Genomic DNA, 21,979 nt, shown 5'->3' with positions numbered 1-21,979 from the left:
GTTTTGCTAAAATATGCGGCCGCTGTGAATCTAAACGATCAAGCGGGTAACCGGTTAGCAGTTTATTCCAAACCCGTATGCGGTGCCTGGCAACGGATCAGGTGGCGGCATACAGCTTATGAGGTCATCACGATGAGACAAGGTATCCACCCGAATTACAACACGGTCACCGCTAACTGCTCTTGCGGTGCTAGCTTCCAGGTTGGTACTACTTCTGGCCAGGATTTCTCGCTGGACGTATGCTCCAACTGCCACCCGTTCTACACTGGTAAGCAGAAGCAAGCGACCACTGGTGGCCGTGTAGAGCGCTTCAACAAGCGTTTTGGCGCTGCTGTCAAGCGCGGTTAATCCTAACGGATCAACCACTCTGCACGTACATTGTACGCTGCACAAAACCCACGCCTCGGCGTGGGTTTTTTGTTGGTTCTTAAAATGGAATGAATTTTCAAAAATGCTGCAATACAGCAATAAGTAAACCGTTATGGCTAACGTGGGGTTGTATAAGATTCAGCAAATGGCTGATAAAAGTATTTAACGTGAAGGAATATTCGCTAAAACTGGCGTTTTCTTTTTGAGTTGACCGCTAGCTTGAGGCGACTTGAATTTTTCTATATTCTGAATGCACTTATATCTACTTTAGGCTAATTGGACCCTGACTATGACGGATGCAAATAAGCAGGCAGCGCTGGATTATCATGCAAAACCGATTCCCGGTAAGCTTTCAGTAGAATTAACCAAACCCACCGCAACGGCTCGCGACTTGGCAATGGCCTATAGCCCAGGCGTTGCCGAGCCGGTTCGCGAAATCGCCCGCGACCCAGAAAATGCTTACCGTTATACGGGTAAGGGAAATTTAGTCGCGGTTATTACCGATGGAAGCGCCATCCTGGGCCTGGGGAATCTTGGTCCGCTGGCAAGTAAACCCGTCATGGAAGGCAAGGGCGTACTGTTCAAGTGCTTTGCGGGCATCAACTCGGTGGATATCGAGGTGGACGCCGAAAGCCCACAGGCATTTATCGATACCGTCGCCCGCATTGCCGACACCTGGGGTGGCATTAACCTTGAAGATATCAAGGCGCCCGAGTGTTTTGAAATTGAAAAGGCGTTGTCTGAACGCTGCAGCATTCCTGTATTTCACGATGACCAGCACGGTACCGCTATCGTCACGGCCGCTGGCATGCTGAATGCGCTGGACATTGCCGGTAAGACCATCGAGAACGTTAAGATCGTTTGCATGGGCGCCGGTGCCGCTGCCATTGCCTGTATGCGTTTGCTGGTTTCCTGTGGTGCCAAAAAAGAAAATCTGGTCATGCTGGATCGCCGTGGCGTTATTCATGCCGGGCGTGATGGAATCAATGAGTACAAGGCCGAGTTTGCCCAGGATACCGAGATGCGTACGCTAAATGACGCTATCGACGGCGCCGATGTGTTTATCGGTCTTTCCGGCCCGGGCCTGCTGTCGGCTGAGCAGGTTAAAAAGATGGCCGCAGATCCGGTTATTTTTGCCTGCACCAACCCCGATCCTGAAATTCATCCGGATGTTGCCCGCGAAGCGCGCCCGGACGTCATTATGGCCACCGGTCGCTCAGACTTCCCCAATCAGGTGAACAACGTACTGGGTTTCCCGTTTATTTTCCGGGGTGCACTGGACGTCCGTGCCACGCGTATTAACGAAGCCATGAAGCTTGCCGCTGTGCACGCCCTGAAAGATCTGGCCCGTGAGCCGGTGCCGGAGGAAGTGCTTAGCGCTTATGAGCGCACGGAAATGAGCTTTGGCCGCGAGTACATTATCCCTACGCCGGTCGATGTTCGTCTGCTTGAGCGCGTCTCATCAGCGGTCGCCCAGGCGGCGGTAGACTCAGGCGTTGCGCGCAAGCCTTACCCGGCGCACTACCCGCTGAAAACGATTAATGACGTTTACGGCGGCTAAAATCTGCTGATGGCTCTTACAACGCCCGCACTGGCTGCGGGCGTTGTCGTTTATGCATGTTTTTATTGAGTGCTTATTACCTGCCGAAGGCCCAGTTTTATCGGGTTAACGAATCGGCTCATCATGCATGCGCGTTAGCCCTTCCTGGGCCGTAGAGGCAATTAGGCGGCCATCGCGGCTATAGATATGCCCGCGAGCCAAGCCTCTTGAACCGCCCGCCCAGGGCGAATCAATCACGTACAGCAACCACTCATCCAGTCGCGTGTCTTCGTGCAGCCACAGCGTATGGTCAAGGCTTGCGATACGTAGTTTAGGGTCAGTGAACTGAATGCCGTGGGGCAGCAGGCTCGTGGTCAGCAGGTTGAAGTCCGAAGCATAAGACAGCAGATTTCGGTGCAGTGCCGGGTCGTCCGGCAGCGTGCCTGAAAAACGAAACCACAAGCACTGCCCTGCCGGAGCGCCATTATCCGGGTTGCCTTTAATATGCAGAAACTCAATTGGGTGGCCAGGAAAGCGAGCATGCTTGGCGGCGCCGCTCTCAATCAGGGCTTCTGGCGACTCGACCTGAGGCATCGCGCGCTGATGATGAAACCCGTCTTCAGCACTGTGAAAAGAGGCGCTACAGAAGAAAATCGGCCGGCCTTTTTGAATTGCCGTTACGCGACGGGTAGTAAAGCTTCCGCCATCGCGCACGTTATCGACCTGATACACGACCGGGCGGTGCGGATCGCCGGGGCGCAGAAAATAACCGTGCTGGGAGTGGGGGCGACGCTCCTCTGGCACTGTGCGCGAAGCCGCCGCGAGTGCTTGACCCAATACCTGCCCGCCATACAGCTGAGGAAAGCCTAAATCCTGGCTTTGACCACGAAACAGCGTCTCTTCGAGGGCTTCAAGCTCAAGTAAATTTACTAGCGTATTCAGCGCGTCGGTCATTCTAGGTATCCTTGGTGCTATCTAGTGTGATCCATAGTGGCGGATATCACATACGGCGGCTCAGCCGTTGCTACAATTGTTTTGCTACCTTAGCGGAGTTTGCCTTGATACGCAGCGATGAATTTTACATGCACCGTGCCCTTGAACAGGCGCACCTGGCTGCTGAGGCAGGCGAAGTACCGGTGGGGGCCGTGGTGGTCGATGCGCAAGGAGAAGTGCTTGCCGCGGCGCACAACGCGCCGGTCGCCAGCTGTGACCCGAGTGGCCATGCGGAAATCCGTGCGTTGCGTGAGGCTGGAAAGCAGAGCGGCAACTACCGCTTGGATGGATGTACGCTGTATGTCACGCTGGAGCCCTGCATGATGTGTGCTGGTGCCATTGTGCATGCCCGGCTAAAGCGCTTGGTGTATGGTGCCGCCGAGCCGCGTACCGGTATGGTGGAATCCAAGGCCAATCTGCTGGCCCAGCCGTGGTTTAATCATCATGTTGAAGTGACGGCGGGAGTTTTGGCGCCGTCGGCCAAAAAGTTATTGAAAGCGTTTTTTGCAGCCAGGCGCTAGATTGTCTTATGTCTAACGCTTGTGCGCTAAAGTCGCGGTGGCGGGAGTTGGGCGTTGTTCGATGCAGCGGCCAACGTGGCCGGTAGCTATAGAGGCAGTGTCAGGGAGAAGCGGCGCTTATGGCGTGGAATGTGTTAATTGTTTTGGTCACGGTGGCAAGCATGGAGCTTATCGCCACGCTGGCGCATAAGTACATCATGCACGGCTGGGGATGGGGCTGGCATCGCTCGCACCATCGGCCGCGCACGGGGTGGTTTGAGCTCAACGATTTATACGCCGTGGTGTTTGCCGTGCTGGCCATTGTTCTCATTGCGCTGGGCACGGCAGGCCTCTGGCCCCTGCAGTGGATTGGCGCGGGCATGACGGCTTATGGCGCGATCTACTTCATCGTGCACGATGGGCTAGTACATAAGCGTTGGCCGTTTCGTTATATCCCTCGGCGCGGCTATCTCAAGCGCCTGTACACAGCGCACCGCCTGCATCATGTCGTTAAAAGCCGGGAAGAGTGCGTATCGTTTGGTTTTTTATACTCGCCGCCGGTGGAAAAGCTCCAGGCGGTATTAAGAAACCGTCAGGCCAAATCGGCTAGTCCGGACGCTGCCAAAGACCCGAAGGGCGCGGCGCCGGTGTCACCACGCGAGAACTAAGTGCCTGTGTAGCGCCCTTGATCAGCAGGGCCACTTTTTCATAGGTACTTGTGCCCTGACGCTTGTCCCAGGCGTTTTCTCCGGCGCGCTGCACTTTCAAGCCAATTTTACGATATACCCCGTGGGCGGTGGCAATTGCCCAGGCCGAGCGCAACGGTAGCCCGGCAAGCCCGGCGGTTGCAGAGGTGTAGTAGGGCTCGGCTTCTTCGACCAGTCGATTGGCAAGCCGCGCCACCTGAGGGCGGTAGGCAGGGTCGGCAAGCGCCGTCGGTGAAAGTCCCTCTTCTATAAGCCAGCTCTCGGGCAGATAGCAGCGCCCCACGCGGGCATCCTCCACAATATCCCGGGCAATATTGGTTAACTGAAAGGCCAGCCCCAGGTCGCAGGCGCGATCCAGAACGGCGTCATCGCGTACACCCATTACCTGCGCCATCATCAACCCCACTACACCCGCGACGTGATAACAGTAGCGCAGCGTATCGTCGAAAGTAATGTAGCGCTCCTCACGCACGTCCATGGCGAACCCTTCAAGATGCTCGAACGCGCGTTTGGGCGGAATCGAGTGCTCAAGAGCAACCTCCTGAAATGCCGCAAAGGCAGGCGTTTGCATGGGTTCGCCAGCGTAAGCCTGCTGGGTCTGCTCTTGCAGGGTAGCCAGGCGCTGCTGGGCGCTGCTCGGGCTATCGACCATGGCGTTAAAGCCCAGCGTCTGATCATCAATAACGTCATCGCAGTGCCTGCACCAGGCGTAGAGCATCAACGCACTGCGCCGTGTACGGGCATCGAACAACTTGGCCGCAGTATCGAAGCTTTTCGAGCCGACGGCCATGGTCTGGGTGGCGTGATCAAGCAGCGGCTGATTCATGGGGCCAGTTGCTCCAACATTAACCCGGCCGTTGCTTTGGCCGAGCCGATCACCCCAGGCACGCCTGCACCGGGATGCGTGCCGGCTCCCACCAGGTAAAGGTTAGCAATCCGGCTATCCCGGTTATGCGGGCGGAACCAGGCGCTTTGGGTAAGAATCGGCTCGACGGAAAACGCCGAGCCCTGATAGGCGCCCAGCTGATCGCGAAAATCAAACGGCGTGAACATGCGGTGAGTCACCAGCTGCTCGCGCAGCCCCGGCATATAGTGCTGTTCAAGGTAGTCGAAAATGCGCTCGCGCAAGCGGGGTCCTTCTACTTCCCAATCCAGATTAGCGGTGCCTAAATGCGGTACTGGGGCCAGCACGTAGTAGCTTCCGCAGCCAGGCGGCGCCAAAGAGGGGTCGGTAACGCACGGCGCGTGAAGGTAGAGCGAAAAATCCTCGGCCAGTGCGTCGCTGTTGAAGATATCGTCAATCAGTTCCTTGTAGCGCGGCCCAAAGCAGACGGTGTGATGAGCTAGCTGATCGTGATGATGGTTAAGCCCGAAGTAGAGCACGAACAGCGAGTTGCTCATGCGCTTGCGCTTGAGCGAGGTGCTGCGCTTGGCACCTACCGGATGGTGGCCTAAAAGCTTTTCATAGGTGTGCACCACATCGGCATTCGATGCTACAGCACTCGCCTCGATACGCCGCCCATCGGCAAGCTGTACCGCCTGTAGAGTATTGCCCTCAGCCTCAAGCTGCGTGACTTCTGCGTTAAGCTCGATTTCGCCGCCGAGGTCTTTAAACAGCTGAACCATGCCTTGAACCATCGCGCCCGTGCCGCCGCGCGGAAACCATACGCCCCATTCGCGCTCAAGGGCGTGAATCAGTGTGTATATGGAGGAGGTGGCAAACGGGTTGCCGCCGACCAGCAGCGAATGAAACGAGAACGCCTGGCGCAAGTGATCGTCTTCAATAAACTTGGCAACCATGCTGTAAACGCTGCGCCAGGCCTGAAGACGCGCCAGCTGTGGGCCAGCCTTCACCATATCGCGAAACGACAGGAAAGGAACGCTGCCAAGCTTTAGATACCCTTCTTTAAACACTGCCTGGGAGTAGTCTAAAAATCGCCGGTAGCCTTCTACGTCCTGAGGATTAAAGCGGGCTATCTGCGCCTCAAGGTTTGCCTGATCGTTGTCGTAATTAAAGACCTTTCCCGATTCCCAGCACAGGCGATAAAAGGGCGTGACCGGCATTAGTTCGACGTAGTCTTCCAGGCGTTTGCCCGCCAGGGTAAAGAGTTCTTCAATAGCGCTTGGGTCGGTGATTACCGTGGGACCTGCGTCAAAGGTAAAGCCCTGATCCTTGTAGACATAGGCGCGCCCGCCGGGCTTGTCGCGCTGCTCCAGAATCAGCGTGGGTACGCCCGCCGCCTGCAGTCGAATGGCCAGGGCCAAGCCGCCGAAGCCTGACCCTATTACGATTGTTTTACTCATCATTAAAGGCTCGCAGCCGAGGGGTTTGTTTAAGCACGGCCTGAAGGGCTTCGCCCACCGGGACTGGCGGCTTGCCTGACAGGATTCGGGCCTTATCGGCCAGGGTCGGATGGCCTGCGTAAAAGCGCGCGATAAGCGCGTCGTTCAAGCCATAAAAGCGCTGCATGACTCGCCAGCGATTCTCCGCAGGCCCGGCCAGAAACAGCATGCGGTTGAGCATGCGGAAAAAGCGCTGCTGCCGCCAGCGCCGCGCGGCAAAGCGTTTTATCAGCTCAAACAGCGTGCTGGCATTAAGGGTTTGCTGTGCAGCGATCAGATCGGCCAGCTCGACCGCGTGGGGCAATGAATACCCGGTCGTTGAGTGAAAAAGTCCGGCGCGTAGCCCGCTCATGGGTTGCTGCTGCGCCGCCTGCCAGAACGCCTCGAAATCGCCCGCAAGGGTGATCGGCAGGTTGCCGCGCTCCTCGCGCTTAAGCGTTTTTAGCTGCCAACCTTGGGCCGCCGCGTAATGTTTGATATTGGTACGTGCCTGCTGTTCATCAAGCGTGGCCTGATCGATGTAGTGCGTATCTTCGATTAGAAGCTCATCGACGGAAAGTGGCAGCGTATAGACGAAGCGGTAGCCTGTCGCCTGGTCGACAGTGGCATCCATCAGACGCGGCTGGGTTAAGCCGTGGGGGCTGCTCAATTGCCACTGCTGGCCTATAAACGCCTGAGCGCCAATGGTCAAATACGGGCTTGGCTGATAACCCCGACCATCGATCACCGCCGCTGCGCTAAGCGTGGTGCCGTCGGGAAGCTCGACGCTGGTGGGCGTGACGTTGGTCACTTGGCTATGAGTTATTAAATGCTCACCTAGGGCTTCTTCCATGACGCTCGCAAAGCGCTCAGAGGTCACACTTAAATAGGCATTGGGCAGCTGGCGGGTAAATTCAGGGAAGCGCACCTCATAGCCCTGCCAGCAATGGGCTACCAAGGGGGCGAGCCAGGCGTGTTGCGCTGCGCTCAAGTCGCCTTCATGAAACGACCAGGTATGGTTGCCGCCCGGCCGTTCCCCGGCTTCCAGTACCAGCACCTTTAATGCAGGCTGGCGCTGCTTCAGCCTCCAGGCAATCAACCCGTTGGCCAAGCCTGCGCCTACTAAGATCACATCCCACTGGGTATTCATCATGCCACCCTCGCCAACACCGGACGCTGTTCGCGTAAAGCCTGCTCGGTAATATCCGCGGCCTGTTTCGCTCCACCTGCCTGGGCGAGCGGTGCGCGCATGGCGTGCAGGCGCTGCTGATAAGCATCGTTGTTGAGCAGGCGGCCCAACCGCTTGGCCACCGTCGATGCGCTTGAAAAACGAGAAACGCGTTGGCCGATCCCGTGATGGGCGATGCGCGCGGCAACGCCTGGCTGGTCGAAGGCGATAGGAATGGCAAGCATCGGAGTAGCGCTTTCGACTGCATCAATTACCGTATTCAAGCCGCCATGGGTAATAACGGCCCGTGCCTGCTCTAAAACAGCCCGCTGGTCGGCAAAATCGGTAACGAAAGTGGCCGGGTAGGTTTTAAGCTGGTTAACCTGGGCAGCATTTAGCCCGCCGCAGTGGGCAATCAAAAGCGGCATGTTGAGCTGCTGACAGGCCTGGGCTATTTTGCAAAATAGCCGGTAGCGATGGCCCTGGAGCGTGCCTAGCGAGGCAAACACAAACGGCTGCCTGGGCATATCGGCGTGTGCACTCAATTTAGCCGTATCCGGTTTAGGTTCACGCAAGGGGCCTACCGCATGAAAGCAAGCGGGTAGAACGGTGCGGGGGAAGTCGAGCGCTAAGGGCGTTTGGCTGATTTGGGCCAGCGGTGATAAACATTCGTGCAGCGAGTGTCGGGACGTTAACCCAAGGCGCTGGGCATGTCGGGCAATAACGCGCGCCTGGGGGCGCATCAGCCAGTCATAAATGGTTTCGCTGACCTCATAACGGTGCCTGGCCTGGGCGCTGTTTGAATAGGCAAACGGCATTACGGGTAGCGGCAACCCCGGCTCGCGGTTGACCGGCAGGGCACATGCCACCGATACATAAGGCAGGCCCAGAGCGTCGGCGACCAACCCGCCGGCCGCTTCCATTTGATCCACAATCAGTCCATCCACGCCAAGCGCTTCAAGAGCCGCAGGCAATTCGCTGCACAGCATATCGGTGGTGCGGGCCAAATCGCTGATTAACCGAACAAGCCCTAGGCCCGAGGGGCGCGCCGCCCGCGTTAAGGTCTTGGCCAAGCTACCCGCAGGAAGACGCTGCTCGCCCAGCGGGTAAAATCCGATGCGTGAGTCGCTAAGCAGGCCACGCGCTTCAAACTGTTGCACAAACGTTACCTGATGGCCGCGTTCAATCAACTGTAAAGCAAGCGCCTGCAGGGCTTTGACGTGGCTATATAGCGGTGGCGCAACAACCGCATAGTGGCTCATGCGTCGTTCTCTATGCGCAGCAGTGTGGCGTGCTTTAACGCGACTAAATCCGCGCTACCCGTACAAAAACAGGCAACCCGCAGCTGCTCGATCAGGATTTGAAAGTGTTCGATGACCGCCTCGGCTGAGGTATTGGCGCTGTTTAAGCTCGCTGCCGCCTGGCCTACCAGTTGGGCTCCCAGACAGAGCGCTTTTGCGGCATCAATGCCGTCGTTAATACCTCCTGACGCGATTAAGGGCATATGGGGTAGCGTTTTACGTAAATCGCACAGCGCTTGGGCTGTTGGAATGCCCCAGTCGGCAAAGGCCATGGCCACGGCGCGTTTTTGCGGCGTGCTGGCGCGCTCGCCTTCTACGGCGGCCCAGCTGGTGCCACCGGCACCGGCAACATCCAGCATGGCAACACCCGCGCCCGCTAGCTGGCGGCCAACCGATGCTGAAAGTCCCGCACCGACTTCTTTCACCACCACCGGTACCGCCAGGGCGTTCGACACCTGTTCTATCGCCAGCAGAATACCGCGCCAGTCACGGTCCCCTCCGGTTTGCAGCGCTTCTTGTAACGGGTTGATGTGCACAATCAGTGCATTGGCCTCGATCATGTCGACTGCCTGGCGGGCATAGTCAACGCCGTGCTTGCCAAGTAGTTGCGCAGCGCCGAGGTTGGCGAGCAGAGGAATATCGGGGGCAATCTGGCGCAGTTCGCTGGTTAACCCCCAGTTGGCTTCGCTCTCAAGCGCCACGCGCTGGGAGCCAACGCCCATGGCAAGGCCCAGGGTTTGGGCCGCTTGGGCCAAATAGCGATTGATGTTGGTGGCCCGGCTGGCGCCGCCGGTCATTGAGCTAATCAGCAGGGGCGCCTGCAGGGTGCGCCCAAACAGCACGGTACGTAGGTCAATGCTGTCCAGGTCGAGCTCGGGTAGTGCGCAGTGCTCAAAGCGCCAGCGCTCAAACCCCGTGCGGATGGTTTTTCTAGCCAGCGCCGGGTTGAGCACAATATCCAGATGGTCGTTTTTACGCTGTGTCAGCTCGGTGTCCTTCATTGCCGCTCCCTTGAATCTGAATCCTGCACGGTGAAACATGCTACGTCAGCTAAACATGGCCAACTGCTTATCGAACCAGGTGTGCATGAAACGCCGGGTCGCCGCCCCCTGCGCGCAAGCAGATGACAAGTGCTCGTCGGCGCTGTGCAGGTGCTCCTGAAGGCGTTGACGTACGGCTTGAGTGCCCAGCATGGCCACCAGAGTTGATTTTCCGCTGTCTTTATTGATGTCCTTGCCGGTACCGCTTAGGCCATCGGAAAGGTCATCCAGCAGCTGAAAAGCCTGCCCCAGATCCTGGGCAAAGCAGCGCAGCGAGTGACGTATCTCGGGCGAGGTGCCTGCGGCAATGGCAGCCATTTGCAGCGTGGCATCAAACAGCACGCCGGTTTTAAGCGTGTTGGTCGTGATGATGGCCTCGGCGCTGCGGGCACTACTGCCTTCGCTTAAGTCGCGAAACTGGCCCTGAACCAGCCCCTGTAAACCGGCAGCGGTGGAAAGCTCTGCCACCGCCTGCGTCTTGCAGGTATCCGATAAGCCGTCTGCCGTTGCCACCACGCCAAAGGCCCGGCTGAGAAGCGCTACGGCGGCAAGGATCGCGACATTTTCGCCGAACTGGCGGTGAATAGTGGGCCTACCACGACGTAAAAGGGCGTTATCCATTGAGGGAATGTCGTCAAGGATCAGCGAGGCGGCGTGGATCATTTCCACGGCACATGCCAGATCCAGAAGGCCTGGCTTATCTGGCTCGCAGCCTAGGTCCTGTGCCGCAAGCATGAGTAGAAGAGGGCGAATACGTTTGCCGGGTGCCAGGGTGCCTTCGCGCATCGCCTCACAAACCAGGTCGTGTTCATGGCTTTCAGGCAGCAGTTGCGCCAGGCGATTTTGAAGCGCTTCGCGCAGAGCCTGCACTTCGTTCTCATAGCTTGAAAATGTATCGACGTTGGCGTTCATCAAAGCGATCCCTGGTTTCCCATTATGACAATATATGGCAGCTATTGAGCGCGCATGGCGATGATATAAGCCAACCTGTTCTGTTGACGGCGAGCTGCCTGGGCGGTGAACGTTTTTACTTGTATGTCTGCAAAGCGTAATTCAAACGGCGTAAATTTCCTTTTTTATGCCATTTAAGCCCACAATTTATATCTGAAAACAGCGATATGAGTATCGTGCACCAAGCATGCCGCTGCCATCACGTATTGTACAACAATGGTTATTTGCATAACCATTGTCAATGTTAGGGCGTTAATCAGCAGCAGCGTTAGCCGCAAAGCGCTTTAAGAAGACTAGGGGGTGAGCGGGGGAATCAGTTCAAAAGGCAGCTGGGAGGGATCTTCAATGCCTGCCTGCTCTAATTGAAAAAACTGCTGACGGCTGCGCTCTACGTACTCGATCATTTCGTAATAGCGGCGAATGTTGCGCACATAAATGACCGGTTCGCCGCCGCGTGCGTAACCATGGCGCGTTTGGCTATACCACTCCTGATGCTGTAAGAGCGGCAGCGTCTCGCGTACATCGTTCCACAGGTTGGGATCTTTTCCGCGTACTTCTGTCAGTTTGCGCGCATCGTAAAGATGGCCAAGGCCAATATTGTAGGCCGCCATGGCCATGTACATGCGGTCATTACCGGTAATGCTTTCAGGCAAGCGGTCTTTTAGACTCCGCAGGTAGCGGGCGCCGCCATCAATGCTTTGCGCCGCGTCACGTCGGTTATCCACACCCATTTCGCTCGCGGTTGGGTGGGTCAGCATCATCAGCCCGCGTACACCGGTGGGGGAAACCGCATCGGCGTCCCAGTGAGACTCCTGATAGCCCACCGCGGCCAGCAGCTTCCAGTCAAATCCGGTTGTGGCGGCGGCCTGCTTAAATAGGTCGGTAAACTGGGGTAGGCGCACATCCAAATGGCCCAGGAAAGTACGTGTGCCGACGTACTCCAGGTAGTCGTCATGGCCAAAGTAGCGGTTCACCAGATGGTTGAGCGTGCCGTTTTCCTGCAGGTTTTGCAGGAAATCATTGGCGGCCTCCAGCAACCCTAAGCCACGACCCCTAGGTACGGCCCAGACCATGGAAAGCGGATCGCCGAGTAAAAAGCCCCGCTCAACGTTAGGGAAAAAGAGGCGATTAAGCCGAAACTGATGATCAAAAATAACCGCTGCATCCAGCATGCCGCTTTCAACCTGAGCGAGCAGCTCAGCCACTTCCAGCTCGTGAGACTCCTTCCAGCTTAAATCAGCATACTCACGTTGGAGTTCGCGCAGGGCTTCGCTGGTACCCGCTTGGCTCAACGTACCCAGCTCAAGGCCCACCAGGTCGCCGGGCTCCTGTATACCGTGCAAGCCCCGTCGGTAGACAACCAGCGGCTGCATTTGAATAATCGGACGCGTGTAATATACCTCTGATGTATTGGGGAGAAGAGGCAGCGCCGCTGCGCCAAGGTCGCCTTGATCACGTACCGCTGACAAAACGCTCTCAGCATGATGCTTGGCATTGAGGTTGAGGCTCACGCCTAAATATTCGGCGAACTGGTGCATCAGCTCGTACTCAAAGCCGGTTGGCCCCTGACGGCCTTCATAATAGGTCGTGGGGGTGTTGCGCGTATGGGCCGTAATAAAATCTTTGGCTTGAATCTGCGTTAAATGTTCACCTGTCGGTACCTTGGGTATGGTCGGTGCCAATATCAGTAAGACGATGATGCTTAAGGTAAAATACAGGCGAAAACGCGCAATGAAATGTTGGTAGATCAATGTCGGCATGGAGTCTTGTCGGCATGAAACAGGCTGCCACGATACCCAGCCAGGATCATGCTGTCACCTTGTTGATTTCGTGTGGCCGCCGCTTTCCAGTATCATAGTGGCTAATTAGTGTCATTTAAGGGGGCCGCGTTGCGGCCTGCTATTTCCCTGCACGAATTTTCTCTGCTCTAGAGGCTTCAGGATATGCTCGAACTGCGAGGCGCGCCCGCCCTTTCTGCCTTCCGTCATACACGGCTGTTAACGGTGCTGCGTGAACGTGTTCCCGAGGTGGAGGCACTGTCTGCCCACTATGTTCATTTTATCGATCACCATGAAGAACTCAGTGACGCCTCCCAAGAGCGTCTGACACAGCTGTTGGATTACGGTACGCATACCAGCACTGAGGCACCTACCCAGAGTGAGCGTTTTCTGGTGGTGCCGCGTTTAGGTACTCAGTCACCCTGGTCATCGAAAGCGACCGATATCGCGCATAACTGCGGGCTGTCAGAAATTCGGCGTATAGAGCGTGGAATTGATTACCGGGTAGGATTTAGTGCTCCGCCCAGTGACGAGAGTCTAGCGGTCCTGGCGGCGTTATTGCACGACCGCATGACGGAGACGGTGCTTGATGACGCGTCTGATGCGGCAAGATTGTTTGCCCATCACGCGCCGGCGCCGCTGGGCAGTGTGGATATCCTGAACAGTGGCCGTGATGCACTGGTGACCGCTAACCGCGAGTTGGGTCTGGCGCTGGCCGACGATGAAGTTGATTACTTGGTAGATGCCTTCAACGAACTTCAGCGGAACCCCACTGACGTTGAGCTGATGATGTTTGCGCAGGCGAACTCAGAGCACTGCCGACATAAAATTTTCAACGCCGACTGGGTGATTGACGGCGAGCCGCAGTCCCACTCGCTGTTTAAAATGATCAAGAACACCTTTGCAACCTCCCCTGACAACGTCTTATCGGCGTACAGCGATAATGCGGCGGTTATCAAAGGCAGCCAGGCAGGGCGCTTTTATGCGACGCCGCTGACCGGTGCTGAGGGTGAGCGCGCGCTATATGGCACCCATCAAGAGCCGATCCACATCTTGATGAAGGTGGAAACGCATAATCACCCCACCGCGATTGCGCCGTTCCCGGGTGCCGCGACTGGTTCTGGTGGTGAAATTCGTGATGAGGGTGCTACCGGTATCGGCGGCAAACCGAAAGCGGGGCTTTCGGGCTTTACCGTTTCCAACCTGCGAATTCCTGAGTTCGTGCAGCCGTGGGAAGCGTTTGATTACGGCAAGCCCGAGCGCATGCAGTCAGCCCTTGCCATCATGCTTGAAGGCCCGATTGGCGGCGCCGCGTTTAATAATGAATTTGGTCGCCCTAACCTCAACGGCTACTTCCGTACCTATGAGCAGGATACGCTTAACGAAGGCGGTATTGAGCGGCGCGGTTTCCATAAGCCGATCATGCTGGCCGGTGGTTACGGCAACATTCGCGCTCAGCACGTTCAAAAGGGCGATATCCCGGTGGGCGGCAAGCTGATCGTGATGGGCGGGCCGGCGATGTTGATCGGTCTGGGCGGTGGGGCGGCTTCTAGCATGTCTTCCGGCACTTCAAGCGCTGATCTGGATTTTGCCTCGGTGCAGCGTGAAAACCCCGAAATCGAGCGGCGTGCTCAGGAAGTCATCGACCGCTGCTGGTCGCTGGGCGATAAAAATCCGATTCGCTTTATTCACGACGTCGGTGCAGGCGGGCTTTCCAACGCGCTGCCTGAACTGGTCAAAGACGGTAACCGCGGTGGGCTTTTCGATTTACGCGCCGTGCCCAACGCCGAGCCGGGCATGAGCCCGCTGGAAATCTGGTGTAACGAAGCCCAGGAGCGTTACGTACTGGCCGTTGCGCCGGAAGACCTGGATACGTTTGATGCGCTGTGCAAGCGCGAGCGCTGTCCCTATGCCGTCGTGGGAGAAGCCCAGGCCGATCACCATTTGGAAGTGCGCGATGGCCATTTCCAAAGCAAGCCGATTGATCTGCCGATGAGCGTGCTGTTCGGTAAAGCGCCGAAAATGCAGCGCAGCTTTGAGCGTCACTCGCCCGAGCTTTCCGGCGTCATGCTGGATAACCTGGACCTTCGCGAAGCGTTGGACCGCGTTTTGCGTCTGCCCGCCGTGGCATCCAAAAGCTTCTTGATTACCATTGGCGACCGCTCGATTACAGGCCAAGTGGCCCGTGACCAGATGGTGGGCCCTTGGCAGGTGCCGGTTGCCGATGTAGCGGTAACCACCGCAAGCTACGACACGCATGCCGGTGAAGCGATGGCCATGGGTGAGCGCCCGCCGGTTGCCTTGATTAACCCCGCGGCCAGCGCACGCTTGGCGGTGGCCGAGACGATTACCAACCTTGCGGCCGCGCCTATTGCCAAGCTGGGGGATATCAAGCTTTCCGCCAACTGGATGAGCGCTGCCGATCACCCCGGTGAGAACCAAGCGCTTTATGACGCGGTTCACGCCGTAGGGATGGAGCTTTGCCCGGCGCTGGGCATCGCGGTGCCGGTGGGCAAAGACTCCATGTCGATGCGTACCTCCTGGCAGGATGAGAATGATCAGGGAGAGCGCGAAGACAAGAGCATCACGTCGCCGCTGTCGGTGGTGATTACCGGGTTTGCCCCGGTCACCGACGCACTGGGTACGCTGACGCCGCAGATCAACCTTGATCAGGATGAATCAGACCTGATTCTGATCGACCTGGGCAACGGCCAGAACCGCCTGGGTGGTTCTGCGCTGGCGCAGGTATACGGCCAGGTGGGCAATACCTGCCCGGATGTGGATGATCCAGAAGATATCAAAGCCTTCTTTGAGGTTATCCAAGGGCTTAACCGTGACGGCAAGCTGCTGGCGTATCACGACCGTAGCGATGGCGGTCTGATTGTCACGCTGCTGGAGATGGCCTTTGCCGCGCACGCTGGTCTTGAGATCAAGCTCGACTGGATGATTGATGAGCCGGTTGAGGCGCTTAACGCGCTGTTTTCCGAAGAGCTCGGTGCGGTGATCCAGGTCAACCGCAAGCACACCGAAGAGGTGCTGACCCAGTTTGCCGTGGCTGGCATTGAAACGTGCGGTGTCATTGCTCGTCCGCGTTACGATGATCAGGTGCGGGTAACGCTGTTTGAAGAGCCGCTGTTAGAAACGACGCGGCAACTGACTCAGCGCACCTGGTCGGAAACCAGCTACCGTCTGCAGGCGCTGCGCGATAACCCTGAGTGCGCTAAAAACGAGTTCGATAATCTGCTCGATACGCGTGATCCTGGCCTTTTCGCTACGCCGACGTTCGATATCAATGAAGATATCAGCGCGCCGTTTATCAACATGGCTAAACCCGCTGTGGCGGTACTGCGCGAGCAGGGGGTTAACGGTCAGGTCGAGATGGGCTGGGCGTTTGATAAAGCAGGCTTTGACGCCGTGGATGTTCACATGAGTGACATCCTGGAAGGTCGCGTTTCCCTGGATGAGTTTAAAGGGCTGGTGGCGTGTGGCGGCTTCTCTTACGGCGATGTGTTGGGTGCTGGTGGCGGCTGGGCTAAATCGGTGCTGTTCAACGAACGCGCACGCGATCAGTTTGAGGCTTTCTTTACTCGCGATGACAGTTTCTCGCTGGGCGTGTGTAATGGTTGCCAGATGCTGTCGCAGCTGAAATCTCTGATCCCCGGTGCCGAAAACTGGCCAAGCTTCATGCGTAACGAGTCAGAGCAGTTTGAAGCACGGGTAGCTATGCTGCGCGTTGAGAAAACGCCGTCGATTCTGCTGGCCGGTATGGAAGGCTCTCAATTGCCTATTGCCGTTGCCCACGGTGAAGGCCGCGCTGAGTTCCGCGATACGGCGCATCTGCGCAGCATGCAGTCCAGCAGTCAGATTGCCCTGCGCTATATCGATAACTACGGCCAGGTGACCACGCGTTACCCGGCTAACCCCAACGGCTCGCCTTCGGGCATCACCGGGCTAACCACACCGGATGGTCGCGTCACTATCATGATGCCCCACCCGGAGCGTGTTACCCGCGCGGTAACCAACTCCTGGCGCCCGGCAGAGTGGACTGAAGATGGTGCGTGGCTACGTATGTTCCGCAATGCGCGTGTCTGGGTCGGTTAATCCCCGATAACGTGTAAGCCATTAACAACGCATAACGGCGGCCCTTGGGCCGCCGTTATGGCTAACGCTACTCTTAAACTGTTCTCAACTGCTCTTCATTTCCTGAAATGTATAGTGGCAGTGTCTGGCGTACTATTGGCCAGATGCCGTTTGAGTATTTGTAGGCGTGTTAAGACGTAGCTCAAGCGTTTCAAGCTCATGGCGATAACGCTCAATCAAGAACGCGTAGCGACCAAAGTCATGTCCACAGTCCATGCAGTACACATGACTTTTATCGCGACGTGTAGCGGGAAGGCGTTTTAAGCGGCTGCTACATTCTGGGCATTCAGAACGGAAATGATCATTCGCTTTCATAAGGATTCCTCCGTTAGGGGATACGCCATCGTCGTGACAATAAAGATGGCTATTAATAAGTGTGTTAACAGCTTTGATGGGTAATAAACCAAATAGTTCTGTAGCCTGCTAATTAATTTTCTGGCCATTGGAGTCGCATGCCGCCACCTGCTTTACGCCCATACCAAACAGATGCGGTTAAACGTGTCGTTACGCATTTTCGCGCGTCTAGCGAACCCGCGGTGGTGGTGTTGCCCACGGGAAGTGGAAAATCGCTGGTCATTGCTGAGCTTGCCCGGTTGGCGAGAGGCCGCGTATTGGTACTGGCGCATGTACGCGAACTGGTGGAGCAGAATCATGCCAAGTATCAGGCCTATGGTCTAAAGGCCGATATCTTCAGCGCGGGGTTGAAGCGCAAGGAAGCGTCGCGCCAGGTGGTTTTTGGCTCGGTGCAATCGGTCGTGCGTAACCTTGAGTCGTTCAATGACGAAGGCTTCACTCTGCTAGTGATTGACGAGTGCCACCGCGTATCGCTTGATAAAGACGCCAGCTACCGTCAGGTGATTGATCACCTACGGGCACAAAACGTTAATCTGAAAGTGCTAGGGCTGACCGCGACGCCTTACCGGCTGGGCCAGGGATTTATCTACCACCGTCATTACCACGGCATGGTACGCGGCAGTGACGCGAGCTTTTTTCGTGACTGCGTGTTCGAACAGCCGCTGCGCTTGATGGTAAAGCAAGGCTATCTTGCCGAACCCAAACGTCTAGATATGGCGATCGAAGGGTATGATTTTTCAATGCTAGCGCCTGCTGAAAATGGCTATTATCGCGAAGCAGAGCTAAATCGAGTCGTGGCAGGCAATCGCGCCACGCCCATGATTATCAGCCAGATTGTTGAGCGTGCCGCTGAGCGGCATGGGGTGATGATATTTGCAGCAACCGTCGCTCACGCTGAAGAAATCATGGGATATTTACCTGCCGATCAGGCGGCGCTGATTACCGGGGCTACGCCGTCGGCAGAGCGTACCCAGCTGATTAATGCCTTTAAGGCGCGCGAGCTTAAATACTTAGTCAATGTCTCGGTGCTGACCACCGGCTTTGATGCGCCGCATGTGGATTTGATTGCAATGCTCCGGCCGACGGAATCAGTAAGCCTGTATCAACAGATTGCTGGCCGCGGGCTTCGGCTTTCGCCGGGTAAACAGGATTGTCTGATTTTGGATTACGCGGGTAACCCCTGGGATCTTTACGCGCCGGAAGTAGGCGAGCCGAAACCGGCGGGGGATAACGAGCCGGTGCAGGTGGAATGCCCGGCCTGCGGCCACGCTAATCTGTTTTGGGGCAAGCGCGACGGTGAGCTGGTTATCGAGCATTTTGGTCGCCGCTGCCAGGGGCTGCTGGAGGATGAGAAAGGCAAGCAGCATCAATGTGACTTTCGCTTTCGCTTCAAGGTTTGCGATAACTGTGGCGCTGAGAATGATATTGCGGCACGCCGCTGCCACGGCTGCGAGCAGCTATTGGTGGATGCCGATGACAAGCTTAAAGACGCACTCAGATTAAAAGATGCCCGGGTATTACGGGTAAGCGGAATGCAGCTGGAGTCAGCCATCAATGGGCGGGGTTTACCACGCCTAAAAGTGACTTATCACGATGAAGATGGCACAACGCTTTCCGAGTGGTTTGCCCTGGAAACCCCCGCCCAACGGCGTGCCTTTTATGCTGTTTTTTTGCGTCGGCATTTGCGCGCTCCGGGTACGCCCTGGCATCCCATTAAGCCAGAAGACGTTATCAGCGAGCAGCGCCGCTTGCGCCCTCCAGACTTTGTGGTCGGACGTAAGGTAGGCCGACATTTTCAGATTCGCGACAAGCTCTTCGACTATGAAGGACGCTATCGTAAAGCCACCGAAGCAGGCTAACGCACCGCGCATCAGGCGCAACGTCAAGTGCCGACTTTGTTACACTGCCTGCCAACGCCCCCTGACCAAGAGATGTCTACTGCGTGAGTGAGATACACAACACTATCGCTGATCCTGAGTATACGGCTACCCTCGAGGCAGAACCCGTCGTGGAGGCGCTCGGGCGGCTATTTGACGAGCCTATTACCCAACTGCCGGAAGACTTATACATTCCCCCAGAGGCCCTGCGTGTTTTCCTGGAGACATTCGAAGGGCCTTTGGATCTCTTGCTTTACCTTATTCGTCGGCAAAATTTAGATATCTTAACTATCAACGTGGCCGCTATTACGCACCAGTACATTGAGTATGTAGAGCTGATGAAAGCCATGGAGATCGAACTTGCCGGTGAGTATCTGCTGATGGCCGCTATGCTGGCGGAAATTAAATCCCGCACGTTGCTTCCCCGTCCTCCTAAAGCTGAGGGTGACGACGAAGAAGATCCGCGTGCAGAGCTGATTCGACGGCTGCAGGAGTATGAGCGCTTAAAAACCGCGGCGGAAACATTGGATACGCTGCCCCGCATGGGGCGCGACTGGTTTAGCGTGCAGGCAGGCCTGCCGCCGCTTGAGACCCGAATGATTCATCCTGACGTTGAGCTGGATGAACTTTTGGATGCTCTGTCCGATATCCTCAAACGCGCGGAGCTGGTTAAAGCCCACCAAATCAGTCGTGAAGTGCTGTCTACCCGTGAGCGCATGCTTAAAATTATGGAGCAGCTGACAGAAGAGCATTACACCCCTTTTGAAGCGCTGTTTGCCTTGGAAGAAGGGCGGGCAGGGGTGGTGGTTACCTTTATGGCGATTCTAGAACTGGCAAAAGAAGCAATGATTGAAATTGTTCAAAACGCGCCCTTATCGCCGATTCATGTTCGTGCACGCAGCGGCACGCAGGCGGATGAAGAATCTGCTTTCGAAGAAACCGTGAATGATAGTCATGAGTCTGGAGAGATCGGCAGCGATTCCTTTGAAGAGCCCGCTTTTGAGCCTGATGAGGAGTCGCCATGAGGGATACCACCTTAGACGATATTATTGAAGCCGCACTGCTCGCGGCTGGCGAGCCTTTGCCAGTAGAGCGGCTTGAAACACTGTTCCTTGATGACGAATGCCCGGCAAGGCGAGAGTTGCGTGACGCACTAGCGCGTCTTGGTGATCGACACAAAGAAGGCGCGTTGGAGCTGGTCGAAACGGCGTCTGGGTTCCAACTGCGTATCCGGCCGCGCCTGTCTCACTGGGTTTCGCGGTTATGGGATGAGCGTCCCCAGCGCTATTCGCGTGCGCTGCTTGAAACGCTGGCATTGATTGCCTACCGACAGCCCGTTACTCGTGGTGATATAGAAGAAGTACGCGGGGTGAGTGTGAGTAGCTCAATCATGCGTACCTTGATGGAGCGCGGCTGGATTCGGGTTGTTGGACACAGGGATGTACCGGGGCGGCCTGCCGTCTATGCCACCACGCGAAGTTTTCTGGACGATTTCGGCCTGAAAACTCTCGATGCGCTGCCTCCCATGCATGAATTAGCCAACTGGGAGGACAATGACGAGTCTGATTCACCTACACTACAAAATGCGCTACCTCAAATTGATGCTGATGAGACAGCCGAGCCTGAAGAAAAACTGGACGAGGCGCCTGAAAGCGTGCAGGATGCGCCACCCAAGACGGCTGAGAGAGCCGACGACCACGCCGAGACGGCGTTAAACCAGCCGCTAAGTTTTGCTGATTTAGAAGCACGGCTTGCGGCACGTGCGCAGCGCTTCAGTGATGACAGTGCGCGCACGCAGACCAATGAGATGAGGTCAGACGATGACTCAGAGTAACAACACTCCCCCGGTTAGCGAAAAACTCCAGAAAGTGCTTGCCCGAGCTGGCTTAGGCTCACGGCGTGAAATGGAAACCGCGATTTCTGATGGCCGAGTAAAGGTCAACAGTCAGGTAGCCAAGCTGGGTGACCGCGTTGAAAACCGCGATAAGGTAAGTTTTGATGATCGCCCTGTCACGCTGAGACCCGAGAACGAAGCACCGCGTCGCGTCATTATGTACAACAAGCCAGAAGGTGAGTTGTGCACCCGCAAAGACCCAGAAGGCCGCCGTACGGTATTTGAGCGGTTGCCTCGCTTGAAGGGTGAGCGCTGGATAGCGATCGGCCGGCTTGATATCAACACCAGTGGCTTGCTGCTTTTCACAACGGATGGCGAGCTTGCCAATCGGTTAATGCATCCCTCTACCCAGGTTGAACGCGAATATGCGGTTCGCGTAATGGGCGAGGTGAAGCGCGAGCACATCGTGGCGATGGTCGATGGCGTTATGCTGGAAGACGGCCCCGCACGCTTTACCGATGTGCAGGAATTTGGCGGTGAAGGCATCAACACCTGGTTCCACGTCGTCATTCTTGAGGGTCGTAACCGGGAAGTACGCCGCTTATGGGAATCTCAAGAGCTTACCGTGAGCCGCCTGAAGCGTGTTCGCTACGGTAATATCTTTATCGATAAGCGCGCTAAAGCAGGCGAGTGGGTCGAGCTTTCGCAAGACGAAGTCGATGATCTCGCCACGCTCGCCAACCTTGAAGCACGCAAGGTGCCTGAGCTTACACCTGATGAAAAGAACCGCTGGAGCCGCGATAAGAACAAGCGCCGCCCAGTACAGACGATGCGTAAACCCAAGCGTCGTTAATTGCCTGCCTATTTATTAGCTAACGTTGTCAACATCGCCAGAATGAACAGTGCACGTCATCAATCCATCAGATTGATGACGTGCTAGCGGATTGTCATAAATACTCTTCCTTGCGCACCAAGCCCCAAGCCTTACCGCCTCAATTATGCTCCCTGCCAGCGTACTTTTATCTTCCCCATCCATTACAAACTGCGCTGCTTGGATTACTCAGCTCACAACCTGCTGTCAGCTAGGCAACAGTTTGCTAAGTAC

The 21,979-nt window shown here is 56.4% G+C and carries 18 protein-coding genes; 9 read left to right on the top strand and 9 right to left on the bottom strand.

Annotated elements, in window-relative coordinates; genetic code table 11:
• The first annotated feature begins 132 nt into the window (after positions 1 to 132).
• Positions 133 to 348: a 50S ribosomal protein L31 gene (gene rpmE / locus ACT3XD_RS13780; protein ID WP_081621251.1), complete on the top strand. Its 216-nt coding sequence runs from the start codon at positions 133 to 135 to the stop codon at positions 346 to 348.
• 310 nt (positions 349 to 658) lie between these two features.
• The gene (locus ACT3XD_RS13775) at positions 659 to 1,930 is read left to right on the top strand and encodes a malic enzyme-like NAD(P)-binding protein (RefSeq protein WP_192538524.1); all 1,272 of its coding nucleotides are present in this window, start codon (positions 659 to 661) and stop codon (positions 1,928 to 1,930) included.
• Between the two features lie 105 nt (positions 1,931 to 2,035).
• Here the strand turns inward: ACT3XD_RS13775 and ACT3XD_RS13770 are convergent, their stop codons facing one another.
• Positions 2,036 to 2,863, bottom strand: coding sequence for an acyl-CoA thioesterase (locus ACT3XD_RS13770; RefSeq protein ID WP_192538525.1), 828 nt, complete (start codon positions 2,861 to 2,863; stop codon positions 2,036 to 2,038).
• Positions 2,864 to 2,970: 107 nt separating this feature from the next.
• On the opposite strand from ACT3XD_RS13770, the gene tadA reads away from it, so the two are divergent.
• Both tadA and ACT3XD_RS13760 read left to right on the top strand, forming a co-directional pair.
• The gene (tadA, locus tag ACT3XD_RS13765; protein ID WP_318782764.1) at positions 2,971 to 3,423 is read left to right on the top strand and encodes a tRNA adenosine(34) deaminase TadA; all 453 of its coding nucleotides are present in this window, start codon (positions 2,971 to 2,973) and stop codon (positions 3,421 to 3,423) included.
• A gap of 119 nt (positions 3,424 to 3,542) precedes the next feature.
• The gene (locus tag ACT3XD_RS13760) at positions 3,543 to 4,070 is read left to right on the top strand and encodes a sterol desaturase family protein (RefSeq protein WP_192538527.1); all 528 of its coding nucleotides are present in this window, start codon (positions 3,543 to 3,545) and stop codon (positions 4,068 to 4,070) included.
• On the opposite strand, the gene crtB is transcribed toward ACT3XD_RS13760, so the two are convergent.
• The 7 genes from crtB to mltF form a co-directional block, all read right to left on the bottom strand.
• Positions 4,009 to 4,935 carry a 15-cis-phytoene synthase CrtB gene (crtB, locus tag ACT3XD_RS13755; RefSeq protein WP_192538528.1) on the bottom strand — a complete coding sequence of 309 codons (927 nt, stop codon included), beginning with the start codon at positions 4,933 to 4,935 and terminating at the stop codon, positions 4,009 to 4,011. The genes ACT3XD_RS13760 and crtB overlap by 62 nt on opposite strands.
• Positions 4,932 to 6,416 (bottom strand): phytoene desaturase, encoded by a 1,485-nt coding sequence (locus ACT3XD_RS13750; protein WP_225736199.1) that lies wholly within the window; start codon positions 6,414 to 6,416, stop codon positions 4,932 to 4,934. Before ACT3XD_RS13750 ends, crtB begins: the two co-directional genes overlap by 4 nt.
• Positions 6,406 to 7,584 carry a lycopene beta-cyclase CrtY gene (gene crtY, locus ACT3XD_RS13745; protein ID WP_225736200.1) on the bottom strand — a complete coding sequence of 393 codons (1,179 nt, stop codon included), beginning with the start codon at positions 7,582 to 7,584 and terminating at the stop codon, positions 6,406 to 6,408. The genes ACT3XD_RS13750 and crtY overlap by 11 nt, the downstream gene beginning before the upstream one ends.
• Positions 7,581 to 8,861 (bottom strand): glycosyltransferase, encoded by a 1,281-nt coding sequence (locus ACT3XD_RS13740; RefSeq protein WP_192538529.1) that lies wholly within the window; start codon positions 8,859 to 8,861, stop codon positions 7,581 to 7,583. Before ACT3XD_RS13740 ends, crtY begins: the two co-directional genes overlap by 4 nt.
• Positions 8,858 to 9,901: a type 2 isopentenyl-diphosphate Delta-isomerase gene (gene fni / locus ACT3XD_RS13735; protein ID WP_192538530.1), complete on the bottom strand. Its 1,044-nt coding sequence runs from the start codon at positions 9,899 to 9,901 to the stop codon at positions 8,858 to 8,860. Before fni ends, ACT3XD_RS13740 begins: the two co-directional genes overlap by 4 nt.
• Before the next feature lie 45 nt (positions 9,902 to 9,946).
• Positions 9,947 to 10,852, bottom strand: a complete 906-nt coding sequence (locus tag ACT3XD_RS13730; protein ID WP_192538531.1) for a polyprenyl synthetase family protein — start codon at positions 10,850 to 10,852, stop codon at positions 9,947 to 9,949.
• A 332-nt stretch (positions 10,853 to 11,184) separates the two neighbouring features.
• Positions 11,185 to 12,651, bottom strand: coding sequence for a membrane-bound lytic murein transglycosylase MltF (gene mltF, locus ACT3XD_RS13725; protein WP_192538532.1), 1,467 nt, complete (start codon positions 12,649 to 12,651; stop codon positions 11,185 to 11,187).
• Positions 12,652 to 12,834: 183 nt separating this feature from the next.
• Here mltF and purL point away from each other — a divergent pair, with 183 nt between their 5' ends.
• Entirely contained in the window at positions 12,835 to 16,770 is a 3,936-nt protein-coding gene (gene purL, locus ACT3XD_RS13720; protein ID WP_192538533.1) for a phosphoribosylformylglycinamidine synthase, read from the top strand.
• Positions 16,771 to 16,902: 132 nt separating this feature from the next.
• Here purL and ACT3XD_RS13715 read toward each other — a convergent pair whose 3' ends face one another.
• Positions 16,903 to 17,124 carry a hypothetical protein gene (locus ACT3XD_RS13715; RefSeq protein ID WP_192538534.1) on the bottom strand — a complete coding sequence of 74 codons (222 nt, stop codon included), beginning with the start codon at positions 17,122 to 17,124 and terminating at the stop codon, positions 16,903 to 16,905.
• 137 nt (positions 17,125 to 17,261) lie between these two features.
• On the opposite strand from ACT3XD_RS13715, the gene ACT3XD_RS13710 reads away from it, so the two are divergent.
• The 4 genes from ACT3XD_RS13710 (at position 17,262) to rluB (ending at position 21,727) form a co-directional block, all read left to right on the top strand.
• Entirely contained in the window at positions 17,262 to 19,022 is a 1,761-nt protein-coding gene (locus tag ACT3XD_RS13710) for a DEAD/DEAH box helicase (protein WP_192538535.1), read from the top strand.
• A 104-nt stretch (positions 19,023 to 19,126) separates the two neighbouring features.
• Positions 19,127 to 20,065, top strand: coding sequence for a segregation and condensation protein A (locus tag ACT3XD_RS13705; RefSeq protein ID WP_318782765.1), 939 nt, complete (start codon positions 19,127 to 19,129; stop codon positions 20,063 to 20,065).
• Positions 20,062 to 20,874: an SMC-Scp complex subunit ScpB gene (gene scpB / locus ACT3XD_RS13700; RefSeq protein ID WP_192538537.1), complete on the top strand. Its 813-nt coding sequence runs from the start codon at positions 20,062 to 20,064 to the stop codon at positions 20,872 to 20,874. Before ACT3XD_RS13705 ends, scpB begins: the two co-directional genes overlap by 4 nt.
• Positions 20,861 to 21,727, top strand: a complete 867-nt coding sequence (rluB, locus tag ACT3XD_RS13695) for a 23S rRNA pseudouridine(2605) synthase RluB (protein ID WP_192538538.1) — start codon at positions 20,861 to 20,863, stop codon at positions 21,725 to 21,727. Before scpB ends, rluB begins: the two co-directional genes overlap by 14 nt.
• The last annotated feature ends 252 nt before the right edge of the window (positions 21,728 to 21,979 follow it).

This window comes from Halomonas sp. AOP7-B1-5 (genome assembly GCF_052353045.1).
GTDB classification, from domain to species: domain Bacteria; phylum Pseudomonadota; class Gammaproteobacteria; order Pseudomonadales; family Halomonadaceae; genus Vreelandella; species Vreelandella colorata.
This window is presented reverse-complemented; position numbering and strand designations above follow the sequence as displayed.